The organism is Paraburkholderia sp. BR14374 (assembly GCF_040948685.1).
Classification (GTDB): Bacteria; Pseudomonadota; Gammaproteobacteria; order Burkholderiales; family Burkholderiaceae; genus Paraburkholderia; species Paraburkholderia youngii.
This window is the reverse complement of the sequence record NZ_JBFPKF010000015.1, coordinates 18,993-41,527: the sequence shown is the minus strand read 5'-3', so window position 1 is coordinate 41,527 and position 22,535 is coordinate 18,993. Positions and strand designations below refer to the sequence as shown.

At 65.4% G+C, this 22,535-nt stretch carries 15 protein-coding genes and 1 riboswitch; of the genes, 8 read left to right on the top strand and 7 right to left on the bottom strand.

Annotated features, from left to right (window positions below; all coding sequences use genetic code 11):
• Positions 1-83 precede the first annotated feature (83 nt).
• Positions 84-145, top strand: a riboswitch (Fluoride riboswitch).
• Between the two features lie 72 nt (positions 146-217).
• The 6 genes from crcB (at position 218) to AB3X86_RS27510 (ending at position 11,154) form a co-directional block, all read left to right on the top strand.
• Entirely contained in the window at positions 218-598 is a 381-nt protein-coding gene (crcB, locus tag AB3X86_RS27535) for a fluoride efflux transporter CrcB (RefSeq protein ID WP_368598455.1), read from the top strand.
• 9 nt (positions 599-607) lie between these two features.
• Positions 608-922: a hypothetical protein gene (locus AB3X86_RS27530; protein WP_368598454.1), complete on the top strand. Its 315-nt coding sequence runs from the start codon at positions 608-610 to the stop codon at positions 920-922.
• A 1,099-nt stretch (positions 923-2,021) separates the two neighbouring features.
• Positions 2,022-2,867 carry an IclR family transcriptional regulator gene (locus AB3X86_RS27525; protein WP_368598453.1) on the top strand — a complete coding sequence of 282 codons (846 nt, stop codon included), beginning with the start codon at positions 2,022-2,024 and terminating at the stop codon, positions 2,865-2,867.
• A 407-nt stretch (positions 2,868-3,274) separates the two neighbouring features.
• Positions 3,275-4,654 (top strand): MdtA/MuxA family multidrug efflux RND transporter periplasmic adaptor subunit, encoded by a 1,380-nt coding sequence (locus AB3X86_RS27520; RefSeq protein ID WP_368598452.1) that lies wholly within the window; start codon positions 3,275-3,277, stop codon positions 4,652-4,654.
• A 23-nt stretch (positions 4,655-4,677) separates the two neighbouring features.
• On the top strand, positions 4,678-7,812 hold the full coding sequence (locus AB3X86_RS27515) for an MdtB/MuxB family multidrug efflux RND transporter permease subunit (protein ID WP_368598451.1): 3,135 nt from the start codon (positions 4,678-4,680) through the stop codon (positions 7,810-7,812).
• Between the two features lie 3 nt (positions 7,813-7,815).
• Positions 7,816-11,154, top strand: a complete 3,339-nt coding sequence (locus tag AB3X86_RS27510; RefSeq protein WP_368598450.1) for an efflux RND transporter permease subunit — start codon at positions 7,816-7,818, stop codon at positions 11,152-11,154.
• A 17-nt stretch (positions 11,155-11,171) separates the two neighbouring features.
• Here the strand turns inward: AB3X86_RS27510 and AB3X86_RS27505 are convergent, their stop codons facing one another.
• The 3 genes from AB3X86_RS27505 to AB3X86_RS27495 form a co-directional block, all read right to left on the bottom strand.
• A complete protein-coding gene (locus AB3X86_RS27505; RefSeq protein WP_368598449.1) occupies positions 11,172-11,636 on the bottom strand; it encodes a hypothetical protein in 465 nt (154 codons plus the stop codon).
• A gap of 77 nt (positions 11,637-11,713) precedes the next feature.
• Positions 11,714-12,277 carry a peroxiredoxin gene (locus AB3X86_RS27500; protein ID WP_368598448.1) on the bottom strand — a complete coding sequence of 188 codons (564 nt, stop codon included), beginning with the start codon at positions 12,275-12,277 and terminating at the stop codon, positions 11,714-11,716.
• 171 nt (positions 12,278-12,448) lie between these two features.
• Positions 12,449-13,750 carry an EAL and HDOD domain-containing protein gene (locus AB3X86_RS27495; protein WP_368598447.1) on the bottom strand — a complete coding sequence of 434 codons (1,302 nt, stop codon included), beginning with the start codon at positions 13,748-13,750 and terminating at the stop codon, positions 12,449-12,451.
• Positions 13,751-14,089: 339 nt separating this feature from the next.
• Here AB3X86_RS27495 and AB3X86_RS27490 point away from each other — a divergent pair, with 339 nt between their 5' ends.
• Both AB3X86_RS27490 and AB3X86_RS27485 read left to right on the top strand, forming a co-directional pair.
• The gene (locus AB3X86_RS27490) at positions 14,090-15,919 is read left to right on the top strand and encodes a putative bifunctional diguanylate cyclase/phosphodiesterase (protein ID WP_368598446.1); all 1,830 of its coding nucleotides are present in this window, start codon (positions 14,090-14,092) and stop codon (positions 15,917-15,919) included.
• Positions 15,920-16,014: 95 nt separating this feature from the next.
• Complete coding sequence (locus AB3X86_RS27485) at positions 16,015-17,472, top strand: HDOD domain-containing protein (protein ID WP_368598445.1); 1,458 nt, start codon at positions 16,015-16,017, stop codon at positions 17,470-17,472.
• Between the two features lie 98 nt (positions 17,473-17,570).
• On the opposite strand, the gene AB3X86_RS27480 is transcribed toward AB3X86_RS27485, so the two are convergent.
• From AB3X86_RS27480 to astB, 4 genes are all read right to left on the bottom strand, one after another.
• A complete protein-coding gene (locus AB3X86_RS27480; RefSeq protein WP_368598444.1) occupies positions 17,571-18,947 on the bottom strand; it encodes an EAL and HDOD domain-containing protein in 1,377 nt (458 codons plus the stop codon).
• Positions 18,948-19,196: 249 nt separating this feature from the next.
• Entirely contained in the window at positions 19,197-19,991 is a 795-nt protein-coding gene (locus AB3X86_RS27475) for an ABC transporter substrate-binding protein (protein WP_368598443.1), read from the bottom strand.
• Positions 19,992-20,137: 146 nt separating this feature from the next.
• The gene (gene astE, locus AB3X86_RS27470; protein WP_368598442.1) at positions 20,138-21,208 is read right to left on the bottom strand and encodes a succinylglutamate desuccinylase; all 1,071 of its coding nucleotides are present in this window, start codon (positions 21,206-21,208) and stop codon (positions 20,138-20,140) included.
• A complete protein-coding gene (gene astB, locus AB3X86_RS27465) occupies positions 21,192-22,532 on the bottom strand; it encodes an N-succinylarginine dihydrolase (protein WP_176378138.1) in 1,341 nt (446 codons plus the stop codon). The genes astE and astB overlap by 17 nt, the downstream gene beginning before the upstream one ends.
• Positions 22,533-22,535 lie beyond the last annotated feature (3 nt).

Here is a 22,535-nt window from a genome sequence, read left to right as displayed (position 1 = left end):
GGGAACGGGAGAGACGCGGCGAGAGGCGCGGGAAAGTCGCGGGCCACATGCCTGTCCCCAAAATCCGCACGCCGATGCTAGACTTCGCGGCTGGAGATGGCATTCTCCATTAACCGCCCATGGGGCTGATGATGCCTGCTACGCCCGGTTATGCGGACGCGGCATCAATTCGCCCGCATCAACCGGTTTGTCGACGTTTCCGGTTCGATCCTCTTCCATGTATTGGTCTTTTCTCGCTGTCGCGATTGGCGGCGCACTCGGCTCGCTGTTTCGCTGGTTCCTCGGCTTTCGACTGAACCCTGTCTTTGGCGACCTGCCGCTTGGCACGCTCGCCGCCAACGTGATCGCCGGCTACATCATCGGTGTGGCGGTCGCGGGCTTCGCGCGGGTGCCCCAGCTCTCGCCGGAATGGCGGCTGTTCGTCATCACCGGTCTGATGGGCGGGCTGTCGACCTTCTCGACGTTCTCCGCGGAAGTCGTGCAGCGCCTGCAGGACGGCCGGCTCGGCTGGGCGGCCGGCGAAGTGGCGATTCACGTGAGCACCTCGCTGATCATGACGATTCTCGGCATCGCGACGGTTTCGCTGCTGGCGCGCTGAGGCGTGTTGATGCTGCTTGGCATTGCAGCAATGTTCGCCGTTCCGTATCACACGCTCTTTTCACCCGACCAGCGCCGTGCTGTTCGGAACCGGCTACGGCCTCGCCTATCCCGTGATCACATTGCCGAGCCGTCTCGTCGAGGCGGTCACGCGCGGCGACGCGTTTTGCAGCGCGCTCGCGCAAAAGAAAATCACCACGACTTGCCGCCCCGCATCCCCATCAGCATTGCCCACGTGGAGCGCATCGACAGCAGCCGTGGCGCGAGCGCCGGAAACAACAAGAAGAAAAAGACAGCGTCGACAACAACCACGACGGAATGTTGAGTGACAAATAAAGGGAATTCCCCGCCTGCAACACCAGCAGCTGTAAAGCCGCATTGACGGCTACCTCCACACCGCTCGTGGTGTGCACGATCGGCGGCGCTGAATCGATGTTGCTCAGCTCAGTGTCGACAGGGGTGGGAGTTCACAGCCATTAATGCAGCGCTCAGAGCCAGCGTAATAACGTGAATCGGATAAAGTACTAAAGCAGTTGATAAAAAATATCCTGCGCCGAGACCGTACGACAGATCAGATCCCGACATGATAAAGAAGAAACTCATCGCGCAGCCGCTAAATTTTCATAACTCGGCCATTGCTTGCATCGGGGTACATGACGAGCGTGCGAAAGACGACCAGACAGCAGGCCAGCAGGAGCGCAGGACGGTCAGATCCGGGAGCATCGCCGTCATTTTTTACTTTTTTAAATCGAAAGTACATCGCTCAATATGCGGAGCATGATTCGTTTAACCGCGCTAAACCGGCATGGGCACTTTCTCACCATTTGCGTTTGCAAATAAATTCACAACCAACCGGGGATTAAACGAGACGGTAATTTCCCCGGTAATTGTTGCGCATCGTCCTTTTGGCGGAGACGGAAGTCTCTTGCGATTTCAGAAGGCGTGATCTAATGCTTGCATTTTGGTGCCGATTTTTTGCGAACTTTCTCGTGCGGAATACTACGGGTGCATTAACATTAGATGTCGGCTGTTATGCGGTTTTACGGCCCAAAAAAAAGGCGTCACGTTGCCGTGACGCCTTGAAAGTTCTAGCCATTCCGAGGGCCGTGCTAGAACCTGAGAGAAGGTATTTCGAAAGGCGCAAGCGCCTTGGACGCGATCCTGGATTCCGGGATTTTCCGCTTGCGCGCCCAAAATGCAGCGAACAGATGCGACTTTCGAAATGAGGTTCCATTTTTTATGGTTATCCTGACTAAGTCAAGCAAAAAGATATAGTCGCTCATCGATCGGCAATTTGTTCCGATACAATGATTTTCCCAAAATATATCAAATGGATGCCCCGGTTTGGAGATGCCCCCGCCCCGCGCGGGCGGTCGTCAAGAGGTTAACGAACGAACAATCTGAAATACTGTTCCAAAAAACGCATGAACCGATCCACACCCAATCAGGCCGTCGTCGCCAAAGCCCCTGCGAGCAAAGACCGGGACGGCCAGGGCGATGAAGTCACCGCGCTCGCGCGCGGCCTGACCGTATTGCGCGCCGTCGCCGCCGCGCACGCGCCGCTCAGCAATCGCGAACTCGGCGAGTTGACCGGCATCCCAAAGCCCACCGTGTCGCGCATTACCGCGACGCTCGTGGGCAGCGGTTTTCTGCTGCGACTGCCCGAAAGCGAGCGCTTCGTGCTGACCTCGTCGGTGCTCGAACTGAGCAATGGCTTTCTGCGCAACTTCGACATCCGCTCGCGCGCGCGGCCATTCCTGATCGAACTCGCGGAACGCACCGCGTTGTCGGTGCATCTCGCGGTGCGCGACCGCTACGATATGGTCGTCATCGACGCGATCCGGCCGCGTTCGGCGGTGCTCGTATCGCGACTCGAAATCGGCTCACGCATGAGCTTGACGCGCACCGCCGTCGGCCGGGCGTATCTCGCCGCGCTCGCGCAAGCGGACCGCGACCGCCTGCTCATCGGCCTGCAGACGGCCGAGGGCGATGATTGGGGCTATATCGGCAGCCGTCTCGTCAGTGCGATCCAGGACACGCTCGAACGCGGTTTCGCCATCGCCACCGGCGAGTGGTACAACGGGCTGAACGCGATCGCGCTCGGCTTCGTCGGGCCGTCGGGCGAACGCTACGCGGTCAATTGCGGCGGCTCGGCCGACCAGTGTCCGCGCGACTGGCTAATCTCGGACGCCGCACCCGCGCTGCTCGAATGCATCGACAAGATCGTGCTTGAGATCGGCGGCACACCGGGGCGCCGGCTCGACGAATAGCGCCCCGCGCAGACCGAACGCGGCGCCGGCCGCCTGCGGTCTGTGCAGGGACGAAGGCATCCCGCCCACCCTTGCCCTACAATTCGCCGACAGCCTGTAACCTTCGTAATTAACCGAAAAATACGCGGCTGGACTGTTACAGACGCCGCAACGTACGATCACGCATCCCCGTCGCGGGACCGCGCCGCGAGCCGCGAGCGCCGTCAAAAAGGCCTCGCCGATCCGTGATGATTCCGCATTGCGTTAACATCTCTGTCCCGCGCCTCGGATAGCATCGCGCTGAATATTGCGCGGCGCGCGCCGCCATGACCGCCTGACCCGCCGCCCATATGCCGGCCCGCCGTCTTTCGAACGGCGGCGACCGCATCGGCGGCTCACATCACAAAGCCAGCCACCTGACCGAACCGATGGACGAACAACAAAAGCACCCGGAAACCCAACGCCCCGCCGCTTCCCAGCCGTCCGCGAGCGGCGCGCAATCGAGCGCGCCCGGTGCGGTGAAACGCCACCGCGGCCGCACTGTCGCGCTGATCGTCGCGGCGCTGGTCGTGCTCGGTGTCGTACTGTGGCGCTGGCATCCGTGGGGCAGCCCCGGCAGCGGGGCGAGCGCGCCGGGTGCCGCGAGCGGCGCGCGCAGCGGCCGCCTCGGCGGCGGCGGTCCGAACGCGATGGCCAACATGCCGCAGCCGGTGCACGTCGCCGCCGCGACGCAGGGCGAGATGCCGGTCGTGCTGACCGCGCTCGGCACGGTCACGCCGCTCGCCACCGTCACGGTGCTGCCGCAACTGAGCGGCGTGCTGCAGGACGTGTATTTCAAGGAAGGCCAGATGGTCAAGAAGGGCGACGTGCTCGCCCAGATCGACCCGCGCCCGTATGAGATTTCGCTGCGCAACGCCGAGGGCACGCTGGTGCGCGACGAGGCGCTGCTCGCCACCGCGCGTCTCGATCTGAAGCGCTATCAGACGCTGCTCGCGCAAGACTCGATCGCGAGTCAGCAGGTCGACACGCAGGCGTCGCTGGTGCGGCAATACGAAGGCACGGTGAAGGCCGACCAGGCGAACGTCGACAGCTTCAAGCTCGATCTCGTGTACGCGCGCATCACCGCGCCGGTGTCGGGCCGAGTCGGTCTGCGTCAGGTCGACCCGGGCAACTACGTGACCTCAGGCCTCGCCAACGGCATCGTCGTAATTACGCAGCTCGATCCGATCAGCGTAGTGTTCTCGACCTCCGAAGACAATCTGCAGCAGATCATCCAGCACACGCGCAACGGCGAGTCGCTGTCGGCCACCGCGTACGACCGCAGCAACACGCATCCGCTCGAAGTCGGCTCGCTGAAGACGATGGACAACCAGATCGACACCACCACCGGCACGATCAAGCTGCGCGCGATCTTCGAGAACAAGGACAACGGCCTGTTCCCGAACCAGTTCGTCAACACGCGCCTGCTCGTCGATACGATCAAGGACGCGGTGATCGTGCCGACCTCCGCGGTGCTCAACGGCTCGATCGGTACCTTCGTGTACATCGTGAAGCCCGACGACACGGTCACCGTGCGCCAGGTCAAGGTCGGCCCGGTCGATGGCGAGCGCACCAGCATCCAGTCGGGTCTCGCGGTCGGCGAGCGCGTCGTGATCGACGGTTCGGACCGGCTGCGCGAAGGCTCGAAGATCACGATCCCGGCCGAGCGGCCGCGTGGCGCGTCCGGCGCGCACGGCGCGAGCGCTCCGGCGGCCGCCTCGGGCGCGCCAGCGCGTCGCGGCCGGCGCGCGACGCAAGCATCGCAATAAAGTAAAGGCACGGCACTTACCGCATGAATCCATCCCGCGCATTTATTCTGCGTCCCGTCGGCACCGCGCTGCTGATGGCGGCGATCATGCTGGTCGGCCTCGTCGCGCTGCGCTTTCTGCCGCTGTCCGCGCTGCCCGAAGTCGACTATCCGACGATCCAGGTGCAAACCTTCTATCCGGGCGCGAGCCCGGACGTGATGACGTCGTCCGTAACGGCGCCGCTCGAGCGGCAGTTCGGGCAGATGCCGTCGCTGAATCAGATGTCGTCGCAAAGCTCGGCCGGCTCGTCGATCATCACGCTGCAATTCAGCCTCGATCTGCCGCTCGACATCGCCGAGCAGGAAGTCCAGGCGGCGATCAACGCGGCGGGCAACCTGCTGCCCTCCGACCTGCCCGCGCCGCCGATCTACGCGAAGGTCAACCCGGCCGACGCGCCGATCATCACGCTCGCGATCACGTCGAAAACGCTGCCGCTCACGCAGGTGCAGGATCTCGCCGACACGCGTCTCGCGCAGAAGATCTCGCAGGTCGCGGGGGTGGGTCTCGTGAGCCTGTCGGGCGGGCAGCGCCCGGCGATCCGCATTCAGGCGAACCCGCGCGCGCTCGCCGCGTACGGCCTGAATCTCGACGATCTGCGCACCACCATCTCGAACCTGAACGTCAACACGCCGAAGGGCAATTTCGACGGCCCGACGCGCAACTACACCATCAACTCGAACGATCAGCTGACCGACGCCGACGAGTACAAGAGCGCCGTCGTCGCATACAAGAGCGGCCGCCCGGTGATGCTGACCGACGTCGCGAGCATCGTGCCGGGTCCGGAGAACACGAAGCTCGGCGCGTGGGTCGACAACACGCCCGCGATCATCCTGAACGTGCAGCGCCAGCCGGGTGCGAACGTGATCCAGGTGGTCGACAGCATCAAGGCGCTGCTGCCGCGCTTGCAGCAGTCGCTGCCCGCCGCGCTCGACGTCGAGGTCGTCACCGACCGCACCACGACCATCCGCGCGTCGGTGCGCGACGTGCAGTTCGAGCTGGCGATGTCGGTCGTGCTGGTCGTGCTGGTGATGTACCTGTTCCTCGCCAACATCTACGCGACGATCATTCCGAGCCTGTCGGTGCCGCTGTCGCTGATCGGCACGCTCGCCGTGATGTACCTGTGCGGCTTCTCGCTCGATAACCTGTCGCTGATGGCGCTGACCATCGCGACCGGCTTCGTCGTCGACGACGCGATCGTGATGATCGAGAACATCGCGCGCTATGTCGAGGAAGGCGACAGTGCGCTCGAAGCCGCGCTGAAGGGCTCGAAGCAGATCGGCTTCACGATCATTTCGCTGACGGTCTCGCTGATCGCGGTGCTGATTCCGCTGCTCTTCATGGGCGACGTGGTCGGCCGCCTGTTCCATGAATTCGCGATCACGCTCGCGGTGACGATCGTCATTTCGGCGGTCGTGTCGCTGACACTGGTGCCGATGATGTGCGCGAAACTGTTGCGCCACACGCCGCCGCACGACAGTCACCGCTTCGAGGCGAAGGCGCACCGCTTCATCGACTGGGTGATCGCGCGCTACGCGGTCGCGCTCACCTGGGTGCTGAACCGTCAGCGCTCCACGCTGGTCGTAGCTGTCCTCACGCTGGCGCTGACCGGCCTGCTGTACGTGTTCATACCGAAGGGCTTCTTCCCGGTGCAGGACACCGGTGTGATCCAGGCGATCACGCAGATGCCGCAGTCGGTGTCGTTCGCGTCGATGGCCGAGCGTCAGCAGGCGCTCGCCGACCAGATCCTGAAGAACCCGGACGTCGAAAGCCTGACCTCCTTCATCGGCGTGGACGGCAGCAACATCACGCTGAACAGCGGCCGCATGCTGATCAACCTGAAGCCGCGCGACGACCGCAGCAACACCGCGAGCGAAGTAATCCGCCAGTTGCAGATGGACGTCGCGCATATTCCGGGCGCGTCGCTGTACATGCAGCCGGTGCAGGACCTGACGATCGACTCGACGGTCAGCCCGACGCAGTATCAGTTCATGCTGACCGATCCGAACATCGGCGAATTCGCGACGTGGGTGCCGAAGCTGGTCGAGCGCCTGAAGCAGTCGCCCGAACTCGCGGACGTCGCGACCGATCTGCAGGACAACGGCCGCTCGGTGTTCATCGAGATCGACCGCGCGACCGCCGCGCGCTTCGGCATCACGCCGGCCACGATCGACAGCGCGCTGTACGACGCATTCGGCCAGCGCATCATTTCGACGATCTTCACGCAGTCGAACCAGTACCGTGTGATTCTCGAGGCGCAGCCGACGATGCAGCACTACATCACGTCGCTGAACAACATCTACCTGCCCTCTTCCACGTCGGCGGGCGGCCAGGTGCCGCTGTCTTCGATCGCGAAGTTCATCGAGCGGCCCGCGCCGCTGCTGGTTACGCACCTGAGCCAGTTCCCGGCCACCACGGTGTCGTTCAACCTCGCCCCGGGTTCGTCGCTCGGCGCGGCCGTGAAGGCGATCGAACGGGCCGAAAAGGACATCGGCCTGCCCGCATCGTTCCAGACGCGCTTCCAGGGCGCGGCGCTCGCGTTCCAGGCGTCGCTCGCGAACGAGCTGTTCCTGATCCTCGCGGCGATCGTCACGATGTACATCGTGCTCGGCGTGCTGTACGAGAGCTTCATCCATCCGATCACGATTCTGTCCACTCTTCCGTCCGCCGGCGTCGGCGCGCTGCTCGCGCTGCTGATCACCGGCCACGATCTCGACATCATCGGCATCATCGGGATCGTGCTTTTGATCGGTATCGTGAAGAAGAACGCGATCATGATGATCGACTTCGCGCTCTACGCGGAGCGCGAGGAAGGCAAGCCGCCGCGCGAGGCGATCTACCAGGCGTGTCTGCTGCGTTTCCGGCCGATCCTGATGACCACGCTCGCCGCGCTGCTCGGCGCGCTGCCGCTGATGCTCGGCACCGGCGCGGGCTCGGAACTGCGCCGGCCGCTCGGTATCGCGATCGCCGGCGGCCTGATCGTGAGCCAGCTGCTGACGCTGTTCACGACGCCGGTAATTTACCTCGCGTTCGATTCGCTCGGCCGCCGGCTGCGCGAGCGCTTTAGCCGCGGCGATTCGTCCGGTAGCGCCACGCCGCCCGCGACCGATGCAGGGAACTGAGCGATGAACCTGTCGCGTCCGTTTATTTCCCGCCCGGTCGCCACCACGCTGCTGGCGATCGGCATCGCGCTGTCGGGCGTGTTCGCGTTCACCAAGCTGCCGGTGGCGCCGCTGCCGCAGGTCGACTTCCCGACCATCTCGGTGCAGGCGACGTTGCCGGGCGCGAGCCCGGAGACCGTCGCGACCAGCGTCGCGAGTCCGCTCGAGCGGCATCTCGGCTCGATCGCCGACGTCACCGAGATGACGTCGCAAAGCTCGGTCGGCTCGACGCGCATCACGATGCAGTTCGGCTTGAACCGCGACATCGACGGCGCCGCGCGCGACGTGCAGGCGGCGATCAACGCGGCGCGCGCCGACCTGCCCGCGAGCCTGCGCAGCAATCCGACCTACCACAAGGTCAACCCGGCCGACGCGCCGATCCTGATTCTCGCGCTGACGTCGAGCACGCGCACGCCCGGCCAGCTCTACGATTCGGCCGCCACGGTGCTGCAGCAGTCGCTGTCGCAGGTGCAGGGGGTCGGCGAAGTGGACGTGAGCGGCTCGGCGAATCCGGCCGTACGCGTCGAGCTGATGCCGCATGCGCTGTCGCATTACGGCATCGGCCTCGAGGACGTGCGCGCGGCGCTCGCCTCGGCCAACGCGAACAGCCCGAAAGGAGCGATCGAGTTCGGCGAGAACCGCGTGCAGCTGTACACCAACGACCAGGCCACCAAGGCGTCGCAGTACAAGGATCTGGTCATCGCCTATCGCAACGGCGCACCGGTCAAACTCTCCGACATGGGCGAGGTCGTCGATTCGGTCGAAGACCTGCGCAACCTCGGCCTCTTCAACGGCAAGCAAGCGGTGCTCGTGATCCTGTACCGGCAGCCGGGCGCCAACATCATCGAGACCGTCGACCGCGTGAAGGCGATGCTGCCGCAACTGCACGCATCGCTGCCCGCAGACGTCGAAATCTCGCCGACCTCGGACCGCTCCACGACGATTCGCGCGTCGCTGAAAGACACCCAGCACACGCTCGTGATCGCGGTCGCGCTGGTCGTGATGGTCGTGTTCCTGTTCCTGCGCAACTGGCGCGCCACGCTGATTCCCAGCGTGGCCGTGCCGATCTCGATCATCGGCACGTTCGGCGCGATGTACCTGATGGGCTTCTCGCTCGACAATCTGTCGCTGATGGCGCTGACCATCGCGACCGGCTTCGTCGTCGACGACGCGATCGTGGTGCTCGAAAACATCTCGCGCCACATCGAAGACGGCGTGCCGCGCATGAAGGCCGCGTTCCTCGGCGCGCGCGAGGTCGGCTTCACGGTGATGTCGATCAGCATCTCGCTCGTCGCCGTGTTCCTGCCGATCCTGCTGATGGGCGGCATCGTCGGGCGGCTGTTCCGCGAGTTCGCGCTGACGCTGTCGCTCGCGATCGCGGTGTCGCTGATCGTCTCGCTGACGCTCACGCCGATGATGTGCTCGCGCCTGCTGCGCGAGCCGCACGAGAAGCAACAGGAAAGCCGCTTCGGGCGCTGGCTCGAACGCGGCTTCACGTCGATGCAGCGCGGCTACGAGCGCACGCTCGGCTGGGCGCTGCGGCATCCGCGGCTGATCCTGCTCGTGCTGCTGCTGACCATCGGGCTGAACGTCGCGCTCTACATCATCGTGCCGAAAGGCTTCTTCCCGCAGCAGGACACCGGGCGTCTGATCGGCGGCATCCAGGCCGACCAGAGCACGTCGTTCCAGGCGATGAAGGGCAAGTTCTCGCAGATGATGGAGATCGTCAGCAAGAACCCGGCGGTCGACAGCGTGGTCGGCTTCACCGGCGGCCGGCAGACCAACTCGGGCTTCATGTTCCTGTCGCTGAAGCCGAAGAGCGAACGCAAGCTGTCCGCCGACCAGGTGATCCAGCAGTTGCGCGCGCCGCTCGGCGACGTGGCCGGCGCGCGCACCTTCCTGCAGGCGGTGCAGGACATCCGCGTCGGCGGCCGGCAATCGAACGCGCAGTATCAGTTCACGCTGCTCGCGGACTCGACGCCCGATCTGTACAAGTGGGGGCCGAAGCTCACCGAGGCGCTGCAGGCTCGCAAGGAACTCGCGGACGTGAACTCCGACCAGCAGCAAGGCGGTCTCGAGGCGATGGTGACGATCGACCGCGCCACCGCCGCGCGCCTCGGCATCAAGCCCGCGCAGATCGACAACACGCTGTACGACGCGTTCGGCCAGCGCCAGGTATCGACGATCTACAACCCGCTGAACCAGTATCACGTGGTGATGGAAGTCGCGCCGCGCTACTGGCAGAGCCCGGAAATGCTGAGCCAGATTTATGTCAGCACCTCGGGCGGCAGCGCGAGCGGCGCGCAGACCACCAATGCGCCGGCCGGCACTGTAACGAAGGCGACCAGCACGGCGGCCACGACGAGCGGGGCCGCCGGCGGCGCCGCAACTGGCGGCACGGCAGCCACCACCGCGGCGAGCGCGGCCAGCATCGCGGCCGACTCCGCGCGCAACCAGGCGATCAACTCGATCGCGGCGAGCGGCAAGTCGAGCGCGTCGTCGGGCTCGCCGGTATCGATCGCGAAGGAAACGATGGTGCCGCTGTCGGCGATCGCCGGCTTCGGGCCGGGCACCACACCGCTGTCGGTCAATCACCAGAGCCAGTTCGTCGCCTCGACGATTTCGTTCAACCTGCCGCCGGGCGTCTCGCTGTCCACCGCCACGCAGGTGATCTACAACACGATGGCCGAGATCGGCATGCCCGCCACGATTCACGGCAGCTTCCAGGGCACCGCCCAGGCGTTCCAGCAGTCGATGTCCGATCAGCCGATCCTGATCCTCGCCGCCCTCGCGGCGGTGTATATCGTGCTCGGCATCCTGTACGAGAGCTACATCCATCCGCTGACGATCCTCTCGACGCTGCCGTCCGCGGGCGTCGGCGCGCTGCTCGCGCTGCTGCTGTTCAAGACCGAGTTCAGCATCATCGCGCTGATCGGCGTGATCCTGCTGATCGGCATCGTCAAGAAGAACGCGATCATGATGGTGGACTTCGCGATCGACGCGTCGCGCAAAGGGCTGTCCTCGCGCGACGCGATCTACCAGGCCTGTCTGCTGCGCTTCCGGCCGATCATGATGACCACCTTCGCCGCGATGCTCGGCGCATTGCCGCTCGCGTTCGGCAGCGGCGAAGGCGCGGAGATGCGCGCGCCGCTCGGTATTTCGATCGTCGGCGGGCTGATCGTCAGCCAGATGCTGACGCTCTATACGACGCCGGTCGTGTATCTGTACATGGATCGCATCCGCGTGCGCTGGGAGGCGAGAAAGGCGCGCCGCACGGGTGGCGCGGCGCCGACGTCGTCATGATGTCGTGAAGGTGGCGCTCACAGCTTCTGCTCGATGGCCAGCGAGAAAATCCGCTGCCATCGGCGCGCCACCCGCTCGTTCGACATCGGCACGAGCCACTCGCCGCGCCGTGCGTCCTTGACCTTCACGGCAAGCCGCGCCTGCGCGTCGCGGCCCTGTGCTTCGGCGCCGAGCAGATCCGCGAAGATATACGCACCCTGCTCGTCGCCGACGCGAATCTCGCAGAGCCGCTTGCCCGCTGCGAGCCGCACCAATCCCCAACTGCCCTTCAGCTCGTGCGTCCAGTCGCCGTCGCGCACGTTCGGCGCGACTTCGCGGCGCCGCTGCCGCCAGTAAGCGAGCGCAGCGGCAATCAGCAACGCAACCAGGACCGCCACGCTTTCCGCCACCGCCAGCCCGAAACTGGCCTGCACCGCATCGAAGGCGCGTACCGCGCCGTACCCCAGCGCGACGAGCGCAATCAACGCAACGAGAATCGGCATCGCAAGCTCATCCGGTAAATGGTTTTAGCCTGGCACGGGCGTGACACTAGCAATTCGCGATGTCGCGCGCAGCCCCTTCACTGCCCCTTGTGCGCGGCCGCCCATTCCTTGAGCGCGTTCAGCGTGTTCTCGACATGCTTGTCGGGCTGCAGGCTCGTGTACTCGTAGATGATCTTGCCGTCGGGCGAGATCACGTATGACACGCGATTCGCCATGCCGGCCTTCATCGGCATAGCCGCGTCGTATGCGTCGATCACCTTCGCGTCGGCGTCGGCTGCGACCGGGAATTTGCTGCGGCATTCGCTGACCGAGAACTTCGTCAGCGTATCGATGTTGTCGTGTGATACGCCGATCACCGTCGCACCGTACTTCTTGTATTCGTCGACCGCATCGGCGAATTCGTGCGCCTCGATCGTGCAGCCCTTCGTGAACGCGGCCGGATAGAAGTACAGCACGACCGGCCCCTTCTTCAGCTGATCGGCCAGCGAATACGTGTAGGTCTTGCCGCCGAGCGAGGCCTCGGCGGTGAACGCCGGCGCCGTATCGCCGGGCTTCAGGGTTGCCGAGGCGAGCGGCGAATGCATTGCGAATCCGAACGCCATGACGGCGGCCAATACCGCCGGTATGTGTTTTGTCTTCATCTGCTCCTCCATGCGTGAGCGCACGCAGTTGATCCCGTCCATCGAAGACAGCTTCGGCCGGCGTCACAGGCCGTCGCTGAACGTTCTATTGGACCACGGATGCGCACGCGGCGTCGGTCGCCGCCAGGACCACAAGTAAATCGAAAGGATGCGGCGCGCGGGCCCAGCGCATCAAGCGTCCGACTCCGCCACGTGCGCGCCGAACCACGCCGCCGCCGACAGGTTCAGCTGCGACAGCACCTCGGGCGTCAGCGCGTTAAAGCCCGCCGCCGTCGCGACCGGCGCCGCGTCGCCGCCCTCGCCCGCGACCTCGGCGATCAGCAGCAGCGCGCCCAACTCGCCCTTGCGCGCGACGATCGCCTCGCGGATCTGCGGCGCGAGGCCGAGCTTTTCGAGCACCGCGTCCGGGGTGCTGTCGAGCACGATATGCACCAGCGAGAAAATCCCGGTCATGAACGCGGCGTCGGCGAATTCGCCGTCGGCCGGACGCAGCCAGTTCGCGGCAAGCTCCATGAAGCGCGAGCGCGTCGCGGCCAGTTGCACGAGCGGATCGGCGCGCCACGGCAGGTCACCGGTATCCGCGTACAGCAGCAGTTGCGCCCAGCGCGCGATTTGCCGGGTGCCGGTCGCGATGATCGCCTCGCGCAACGACGCGATATTGCGCCCGAGGCCGAACGCGCTCGAATTGACGAGCCGCAGCAGTTGCACGACCACGCCCGGATTGACCTTCAGCTCCGCCTCGAGCTCGACGATGCCGGCATCGCGCGACAGCAGCGCGAGCAGCCGCAATAGGCCCGGGCGCAGCGAGCGGTTGCGCGGCGCGGCCAGCACCTGCGGCCGCGCGAAGAAGTAGCCCTGAAACAGATCGAAGCCGAGTTCGTGCGCGAGCGCGAAGTCCTCGCGCGATTCGACCTTCTCGGCAAGCAGCGTCTTGCCGTAGCCGCGCAAGGCCGCCGCGAGCTCGGCGACCTTGCGGCGCGGCGTTTGCAGGAGGTCGATCTTGACGATGTCGGCGTACGGCAGCATCGCCCTCAGCTCGTCGGTCAGGTCGTGCACGTCGTCGAGCGCGACCTGGAAGCCGGCGCAGTGCAGCTCGTCCAGCCGACGCGCGAGGGAAGCGTCGTAACGCACGGTTTCGAGGATTTCGAGCACGAAGCGCTCGGGCGGCATCAGATGGACGATGTCGCTAAAGAGCAGCGCACGATCGATATTGACGAAGCCGCGATGCTGGCCGAGCACGGCCGGCACGCCGATTCCGCCGATCGTGCGCGCGACCACCTGCGCGGTGGCCTGCGCGTCGTCGCTGATTTCGGCGTAGTTATAGGTGCCGGCGCGGAACAGCAGCTCGTACGCGTGAAGCGCCCCATCGCGATCCAGAATCGGCTGGCGGCCGACGTAGACATACTGCGGGACCGCGTCCGGGTCCCCGCGCTCAGGATGGCCGGCCGACGCGCCGGCGACGACATCACGCACCTCGGCGTCCCGCGGGACGGGCCGTGCGGCGCTGGCGGACCTGATGACGGAGCGTTCGAAGATGGATCATCGGTGCAAGGTTCGGAAAGTCTACGCAGCGCGACGCCATCAGCGTCGCCAAATTAAGGGAGATTCGCCGTATTAACGGCCGCGAATCAGCGTCACTTTAACCGAATCGTCCCGGCGACTGAACCGCGCGTCTCCTTGCCGGATGTTTTTCTCCGCGCGCCGCTAAAGATTTCCTCGCTGGCGTCGTTATCTCGTTCTGATAGGGCGGGCTGCTATCTCCCGGCCGCCCGGACCGGCGGACAAGCAGCCCCGCCCGCGGACGAACCCAGGTTGCCAGCGACGAACATGGAAGCGAACACGATCACCGCGCCCCGCCGGGGCTCCTTGCGCACGGTCATCGACCGGCTGCGGGCGTTCGGCCGGCGCGAGGACGACGACCGGCCGAGCAGCGCCAACCGCCCGCCTCCACTGGAACAGGTGGTCGGCGCGGTCGACCTGCTAGCGCACGTCGACGATGCGTTGCGCTTCGTCTACGTGTCCGACGCGAGCCTGCGCTTCATCGGCTATCACCGCGAATACCTGAAAACCGCGACGCTGCACGATCTGGTCGCGCCCGCCGACGTGCCGCGCCTCGATGCGCTGCTCAAGCAGGCGGCGGCCTCGGGCAACGTCGAGAAAGCGACGCTCGGGCTCGTCAAGTCGCTGACCTATCCGATCACGGTCGAGCTGCGGGTCGTGCGCAGCAACCACGACGGCGTCGACGGCTACGCGATCGCCGGCTTCGACGTGTCGTCGTGGCGCGCGACCGAAGAGCGGCTGACCCAGGCGCTGCATCTGGACCGGCTGACCAGTCTGCCGAACCAGTCGGGTCTGGTGCACGCGCTGCTCGACGCACAACAGAAGGCCGACGCGCACGGCACGCCGGTCGCGCTGCTGCTGCTCGATCTCGACGACTATCAGCGGGTGAACCGCGCGCTCGGCTACGACGCCGGCGACGAGATGCTGCGCGACACGTCGCGGCGCCTGTTGAACATGACGAGCCCGAACGAAACGATCGCGCGCGTCGCCAGCGACGAGTTCGCGATCCTCGTGAAGCCGGCCGCGAGCCGCACCGACGCGGCCGCGGCCGCCGAAGCGCTGGCGCGGCGTCTGTTGACCGCGATCCAGCAGCCGTATGTGTTCAAGGGTCAGCAGGTCCACCTGTCGGCCAGCATCGGCATCGCGCTCTACCCGGACCTGCGCCACGCCAACGACACCGGCGGCCACGACACGCACCTGCTGCGCTGGGCCGACCACGCGCTGTTGCAGGCAAAGGCCGCGGGCGGCAACACGCTCGCGTTCTACGTGCCCGACGACAACCCGGCCGACGCCGAGCGTCTGAAACTCGAGGCCGACCTCTACGACGGCGTACGCAACGGCGAGTTTTCGCTACACTTCCAGCCGATCACGAGCAGCCGCACGCGGGGCGTGGTCGGTGTCGAGGCGTTGATCCGCTGGACGCATCCGGTGCACGGCCTCGTGCCGCCGTCGATGTTCATTCCGCTCGCGGAGTCGATCGGGCTCATCAACTTCCTCGGCAACTGGGTGATGAAGGTCGCGTGCATGCAGCTGATCCAGTGGGACGCGAAGGGCATTCCGCTGCAGTACGTGGCCGTCAACGTGTCGCCGCAGCAGTTTCGTGATCCGCGCTTCAAGGACTCGGTGCGCGAGGCGATCGAGCTGACCGGCATCGATCCGCGCCGGCTCGTGTTCGAGATCACGGAAAGTCTGCTGATGCACGACCCGGCACACGCGAAGGGCTTGCTCGAAGACCTGACCGCGATGGGCATCCGCTTCGCCGTCGACGACTTCGGCACCGGCTATTCGAGCCTCGCTTACCTGCAGCGCTTTCCGCTCGCGAAGCTGAAGATCGACCGGAGTTTCGTCGAGAATCTGCTAACCTCGCGAAACGATCAGGCAATCGTTAGCGCTGTCGTCGGCCTTGCGCAGACGCTCGATCTCGAACTGGTTGCCGAGGGCGTCGAAACGGAAGCGCAGCGCACCCTGCTCACCGAGATGGGCTGCGATCACATTCAGGGCTGGCTCGTCTGCAAGGCGCTGCCGTCCGAAGAGCTTGCGCAGCGCTTCGAAACGCGCGAGCTTCAGCTGCACGGCGCATAACGGGCGATGCGGACACGACGCCCAGGCAGCGCAACAAGCCGGCTTGCGACCGGCACGGCATTCACTGGAACACGTATGGCATTTGCGGGACACACATGGTAAAGGCGGCAGTGCTCGACCGGCTCTGGACGCGAATGAGCGAGCGCGGCGATTTCCCTATGCTGTCGCAATCGCTGCGCACCACCATGGCGGCAGTGACCAACGACGACCTCGACTTCACCGGCCTCGTGCAAGTGGTGCTGTCGGACTTCGCGCTCACGCAGAAGGTGCTCCGGCTCGCGAACTCGGCGATGTACATGGCGTTCGGCGGCAATATCACGACCGTGTCGCGCGCGCTGATGGTGCTCGGCATGGATGCGGTCGGTCACCTCGTAGTCGGTCTGAAGATCGTCGATCACTTTCATCAAAGCGCGCCGCGCCGGATCGACGCGAAACTCGAATTGAACCGCACACTGCTGTCGGGCTGCGTCGCGCGCAAGCTGACCGAGCGCGGCGACCTGCGCGCCGGCGAGGAAGCGGTGGTCTGCACGTTGATGCGGCAGATCGGCAAGCTGCTGGTCGTGTTCTATCTCGACGCCGAGTGGGACCAGATTCGCCGCCATATCGACGGCGGCGCACTCGAAGCCGATGCGTGCGTGCTCGTGCTCGGCGTCACCTTCGATGAAATCGGCGCCGAAGCCGCGGTGCGCTGGCGCCTGCCCGACACGATCCGCTCCGGCATGGGCGAGTTCGATCCGGAAGACGTGACGCAACCGCGCCAGGTGCAGTGGCTGCGCGCGATCACCAACTACTCGACCGCGGTCGCCGACGTGCTCACGCAGCAGAACATGCCCGAGGGGGAACGCGAGGCACGCATCGGCGAGCTTGCGCGCGAGTACGGCAGCGCGCTGAACACCGACCCCGAAGTGCTGCTGCAGATGAGCGTCGCGCTCGCGCGCGAGGATGGCGGCGACAGCGTGATGCGCGAAATCGTCGAGCTGCGCGCCAATGCCGACGCGATCGCGCGCGAGGCGCTCACGCCCGAGGCGCGCATCGAGGTCGGGGTGAAGGATCTGCGCGACCTGCCCGAAGGCAGCCCGCTCGCGCCGGCGCTCGCGATGGCCGCCGAAACCGTGCTCGCGGCGCTCGGCTTCGCGCGCACCGTGGTCTACGTCAAGCATAGCAACGGCACGTTCAGGGCGCGCATCGGCTTCGGGCCGAAGATCGACGCGGCGCTGCCGAAGCTCGCGTTCAGCACCGCGTTCGAGCCCGATGTGTTTCATCTCGCGATCGCGAACTCGGTTGGCATCTTCATCGAGAATGCGCGCGATCCGAAGATGGTCGCGCGGCTGCCCGAGTGGTTCCGGCGCTCGTTCGACGACGCGCGCGCGTTCGTGCTGCTGCCGATCATCGACGAAACCGAACAGACCGTCGCGCTGCTCTACGGCGACTGGTCGCATACGCAGGAGGCGCGCCGCATCTCACAGAAGGAGATGGGCGTGCTCAACGAACTGGCAAAGGAGTTAGGACGTTTTTTCGGCCAGGGGCAGATGCGGGAAATGGAGACGATGTGAAGACCTGGCGTGATCGCTGATCACTCTGCTTCACTTGATTCTTTCCGTGTTTGCCCGAAAACGATTTTATCCGGGCATCTGTGGGGCTTTCACCCCACTCAATCCTCGATCCGCTCCAGTCCTTCCGCGCTGCGATCCGCGACACCGGCCCATGCGCCGGCCGCGAGACCCATCTGCGCGACCTCTTCCAGCGTCAACGGCGCAAGACGTTCGGATAGCGTGGCGACGCGCTCCCATGCGCCGACTTCGAGCGCCTCGACCGCGCTCAGCAGCAGGCCCAGCCTGCCCTCGCGATGCAGGATCGCGGCCTGGATCGGCCGCGACAGCGTGAGGATGTTCAGCGTTTTTTCGAGCGAGCCACCGAACACCGCATCGACGAACGAAAACACGCCGGTCAGGAAGGCCGCGTCGGCTTCGTCGCGGCCCGCTTCGGGCATGCGTTCGATCGCGAGCTCCATGAAGCGCGCGCGCGTGGCCGCGAGTTGCAGCAGAGGGTCGTCTTCGAGCGCGACCTTGCGGCCGTCGGCGTAAAGCAACAGCTGCGTCCAGCGCGCGATGCGATCGGTGCCCGTCGCGTTGATCGCGTCGCGCAGCGTCGTCACCTTGTGACCGACCGCGAGGCCGCTCGAATTCGCGAGCTTCATCAGATGCATGACGAGCACCGGATTCAGCTTGAGCTCGGCTTCGAGCTGCGCGACCGTCGGGTCGCCCGCGAGCAGTTGCAGCAGATTGAGCAGCGCGTGGCGCGGCGCGCTGACGCTGCGACTCGATGCGCTTTGCGCCCGCGCGAAGTAATAGCCCTGGAAGCGGTCGAAGCCGAGCTCATGCGCCGTTTCGAAGTCGGCCTGCGCATCGACACCCGATGCGAGCAGCAGCTTGCCCGCCGACTTCAGCACGCTCGCGAGCTTCGGCAACAGCGCGCGCGGCGTGCGCGGGACGTCGATCTTGACGACTTCGGCGTACGGCAGCAGCTTCGCGAAAGTCTCGTTGGGCTGCGTGACGTCGTCGAGCGCGAAGCGATAGCGGCGGCCATGCAGATACACGAGACGCGCGATCAACTCGTCATCGACTTCGAGCGATGAAGGCAGCTCGAGCATGAAGCGTTCCGCGGGCAGTCGCAGGATCGCGTCGTCGAGCAGCAGTTCGCGGCTCACGTCGACATAGGCCGGATGGCCAGTCAGCGCGCCTCGTACGTCGCTTTGCACGAGCCCGCGCACGATCGCGCGCGCGACACGTTGCATCGGCGTAGGCGCGCGGCCCGGCAACGCGTCCGCGTTGGGAAGAAGATCGGTATGGGTTCGTGGGGCGCTGAGGTCCGCGTCGGCGAGCGGCAGCTCGGGCGCACGCACCTTGATCTCGTAACCGCACAGCATGCCGTCCCGATTCAGAATGGGCTGCCGCGCGTAGCTGGCGACGAGCGACGCGTCGTCGGTCGTGCCGCCGTGGCTCAGAGTCTCGATTGCGATGGTGGTCATTCCAGTCCCCCGCTCGGCGCCGCTGGCGCCTGGCCCTATGTTCTGTTTTTTCGCTGCACGTAAGCGCGTTTCAGTGACGTTGGAAGCTCGTCGACGCGTGCCAACGTGCGTCGCAATTTTATCGCAGCGTCATTGGGCACGAACAGGCTTACAGGGCAATATCTCGAAATATTTGTTGAACGTTTGCGACCCGCGTGCAAAAAGCAAAACGGCCGCATCAGCGGCCGTTTTGCACAATTCGATGCAGCGTTACTTCAGCACGACTTTCACGTCGAAGTATTTGGCGGCGAAGCGGTCGATCGTGCCATCGGCCTTCAGCTCCTTCAACGCGCCGTTCAGCGCATCCTTGAGCGCCTTGTCGTTCTTGCGCACACCGTAGCCGACACCCGCGCCGAGCAGCTTGTCGTCGCTCACGGCCGGACCGGCGAACTCGAAGCCCGCGCCCTGCGGTTTCTTCAGAAAGCCCTTCGACGCCGCTTCGGCGTCCTGGAACGACGCGTCGAGACGACCCGACGCGAGGTCCGCGTAAATCTGGTCCTGGGTCTGATACGGCACGACATCGACACCGGCCGGCGCCCAGCGCGCCTTCGCATAGGTTTCCTGGATCGTGCCCTGCAGCACGCCGACGTGCTTGCCCTTCAGCGATGCGGGCGTCGGCTGCAGAGCGCTGCCCTTCTTCGCGATCATCTGATTCGGGATCGTGTAGATCGGATCCGTGAAGTCGATCGCCTGGCGACGCTGGTCGGTGATCGTCATGTCCGAGTTGATCGCGCTGAACTTGCGCGCTTCGAGCGCCGGGATCAGGCCGTCGAACGAATTCTCGACCCACACGCATTTGGCCTTCAGCTTCGCGCACACGGCATTGCCGACGTCGATATCGAAGCCCTGCAGCTCGCCCGCGGGCGACTTGGATTCGAACGGCGCATACGAAGCCTCGACGCCGAAGCGCACTTCCTTGATCTCAGCCGCCGACGCGGTGCCTGCCGTCAAGGCCGCCGTCGCGAACAGCGCGAGCGCGGCCAGGTTGGGCCAATTCTTCTTCATAACGGGTGTTCCTTTACGGTGTTGACTGAAACGGAGCCGATTCGGCGCGCACAGGCGGATTACGCCGGCCGCGCTTCGGACTCGCGCGGCCGGCGTAACGGGTAGATGCGTCAGCCGCGAAGCCCGCGATTGTACACGGGACCTGTCTAGACAAGCTTGGGCAGCGTCTCGGCGGTGGTATCGACGACGAGCAGACCGGCACGCAGGCCGGGCTTGACCGCCGGGTTCGGAAACACGATGCGCTCTTCGTCGCGCTGCACCGTGTATTGATAGTCGCCGTCGCGCGCGAGCAGGGTGCCCTTGGCGAGCGGCGTGAAGTTCGGCACGTCGGGCGCGAGCAGCAGTTCGAATGCGTCGCTTTGCTTGGTCAGCTGATCGACGACGGTGAACACGCGCGGCAGCGCAGCTTGCGCGTCGCCTCGTGCGTTCGTTCGCGTGCCGGCGAGCAGCGCGCGCACCGCGAGATCCGCGCCTTCGAAGCGCGTCAGGTCGTTCTGGCCGAACGGCCGCACCTTGCCGAGTTCGAGCGTGCACGCATCAGCGCCGCACGCTTGCGCGGTGAAGTGCGAATAGGTGTTGCCCTTCGTCGTGTGCAGCAGCACCGCACTGATGCGCGCGTCGCCGAGCCATTCGAACATCGCGCGCGAAAAGGGCTTGCCGGTATGCGGCAACAGCGCGAAGCGCTCGAATACCGACGCGCGGATCGCCGTATGCATGTCGATATGCCAGCGCGCGCCGGGCGCGTCGGACGCGTCCGCGAAAAAGCGCGTCGCGGCCTGTTCGAGCGCGGCCGCGCGCGGCGCTTCGTGACTGTGCGGCAGTTGCAGATGACGGCCGCTGAACAGCCGGTTCAGATCGTCGTCGCGATAGCGGCCGCCGTCGCGCATCGCATCGATGTTGCCGAGAATCACGAGCAGCCGGCACGCGAGCGCCGCGCGGCCCTGCGCGATATCGGCGACGATGCGCGACAGCAGTTCGATCGGCGCGGTCTCGTCGCCATGCACGCCGGCCGAGACGAGCACGCTGCGCACGCCCGCATGCTGCTGCGCGGGCTCGATGACGAGCACGCCGTCGCCCTGCCACGTCCAGCGCACACCGTTCGCACACGTGCCTTGCGCGTGATGCGCGGCAGGCCGCGAACCCGCGAGCGTCCACGCGAGAAAATCGTCGAGAATCGCGCTCGGGGCGGACATCGCGTAATCAGCGCTGGAAGTCATACAGCGAGCCCAGAGCGAGGATTTGCGTCAGCTCGTCGAGCGCGGTGCGCGATTCGACCAGCAGTTGCGGATCGCTGAGATCGGCCGGTGCGAGACGATCGCGATAGTGCTTTTCGATCCACGCATCGAGTCGGCCGAACAGCGTGTCGTCGATCCACACGCCCGGCGCGACCGCCGCGCGCTCGGTGTCGTCGAGTACGACGCGCAGGCGCAGACAGGCGGGGCCGCCACCGTTCTTCATGCTCTCGCGCAGATCGAACACGAGCACTTCGTCGATCGGACCGCTGTGCGAAGTCAGCTCATCCAGGTACGCGGCGACGCGCGGATTTTCGCGGCACTCCTGCGGCACGACCAGCACCTGCTTGCCATCGGGCCGAGTCAGCAGCTGGCTGTTGAACAGATACGACGTCACCGCATCGGCGACGCTGACCTGCGCGTCGGGCACTTCGATCACGTTGAAACCCGCGTGAAGGCTCGCGAGCTTCGAGCGCAGTTCGTCGTACACCGCTTGCTGATCGACGAACGCGAGCTGATGGCAGAACAGCGTGTTGCGATTGCCGACGGCGATCACGTCGTTATGGAACACGCCCGCGTCGATCACTTCCGGGTTCTGCTGTGCATAGACGGTCGCCGCGTCCTGCAAGCCATGACGATGCGCGACCGCGCGGCTCGCCTCGAACGTCTGACGCGCCGGATAGCGCTTCGGCTCCGGCCCGCGACGATACTCGCTGCGGCCATACACGAAGAATTCGACGCCGCGCGCCCGGTATTGCTCGCAAAAGCGCGTGTGATTCGCCGCGCCCTCGTCGCCGAGCGCGGGCGTGCCGGGCAGCGCCTCGTGCACCACGAAGCGGTCGGTGTCGCTGAACATCGCCCGCAGCGTGCGGCGCGTCGATTCATGCTCGATCGCGCGATGCAGCTTGCTGCACAGATTGGCCGGCGTGAAATGCACGCGGCCGTCGTGCGTATCCGCGGACGGGCTCACCGTCGCCGCGTTCGCGGTCCACATCGCGGATGCCGAACTCGCCGCCGCGAGCAGTTCGGGCGCGTTCTTCGCGACGCGCTCGATCACCGAAGCGTCGTCGCCGGAAAAACCGAGCTCGCGCAACAGCCGCATCGACGGACGCTCCTGCGGCGGCAGCACGCCCTGATGAAAGCCGAGGTCCGCCAACTGCTTCATCTTGCGCAGACCCTGGCGCGCCGCGGCCTTCGGATTCGCGACCGACTTCTCGTTGCTCTGCGACGCGACGTTGCCGAACGACAAGCCCGCGTAGTTGTGAGTCGGGCCGACCAGGCCGTCGAAATTGGCTTCAGTGGCTTGCAGCAT

Excerpts from the sequence above, each read along its gene's own strand:
- crcB (WP_368598455.1), top strand. The coding sequence starts at position 218 with ATGTATTGGTCTTTTCTCGCTGTCGCGATTGGCGGCGCACTCGGCTCG.
- AB3X86_RS27530 (WP_368598454.1), top strand. The coding sequence starts at position 608 with ATGCTGCTTGGCATTGCAGCAATGTTCGCCGTTCCGTATCACACGCTC.
- AB3X86_RS27525 (WP_368598453.1), top strand. The coding sequence starts at position 2,022 with ATGAACCGATCCACACCCAATCAGGCCGTCGTCGCCAAAGCCCCTGCG.
- AB3X86_RS27520 (WP_368598452.1), top strand. The coding sequence starts at position 3,275 with ATGGACGAACAACAAAAGCACCCGGAAACCCAACGCCCCGCCGCTTCC.
- AB3X86_RS27515 (WP_368598451.1), top strand. The coding sequence starts at position 4,678 with ATGAATCCATCCCGCGCATTTATTCTGCGTCCCGTCGGCACCGCGCTG.
- AB3X86_RS27510 (WP_368598450.1), top strand. The coding sequence starts at position 7,816 with ATGAACCTGTCGCGTCCGTTTATTTCCCGCCCGGTCGCCACCACGCTG.
- AB3X86_RS27505 (WP_368598449.1), bottom strand. The coding sequence starts at position 11,636 with ATGCCGATTCTCGTTGCGTTGATTGCGCTCGTCGCGCTGGGGTACGGC.
- AB3X86_RS27500 (WP_368598448.1), bottom strand. The coding sequence starts at position 12,277 with ATGAAGACAAAACACATACCGGCGGTATTGGCCGCCGTCATGGCGTTC.
- AB3X86_RS27485 (WP_368598445.1), top strand. The coding sequence starts at position 16,015 with ATGGTAAAGGCGGCAGTGCTCGACCGGCTCTGGACGCGAATGAGCGAG.
- AB3X86_RS27480 (WP_368598444.1), bottom strand. The coding sequence starts at position 18,947 with ATGACCACCATCGCAATCGAGACTCTGAGCCACGGCGGCACGACCGAC.
- AB3X86_RS27475 (WP_368598443.1), bottom strand. The coding sequence starts at position 19,991 with ATGAAGAAGAATTGGCCCAACCTGGCCGCGCTCGCGCTGTTCGCGACG.
- astE (WP_368598442.1), bottom strand. The coding sequence starts at position 21,208 with ATGACTTCCAGCGCTGATTACGCGATGTCCGCCCCGAGCGCGATTCTC.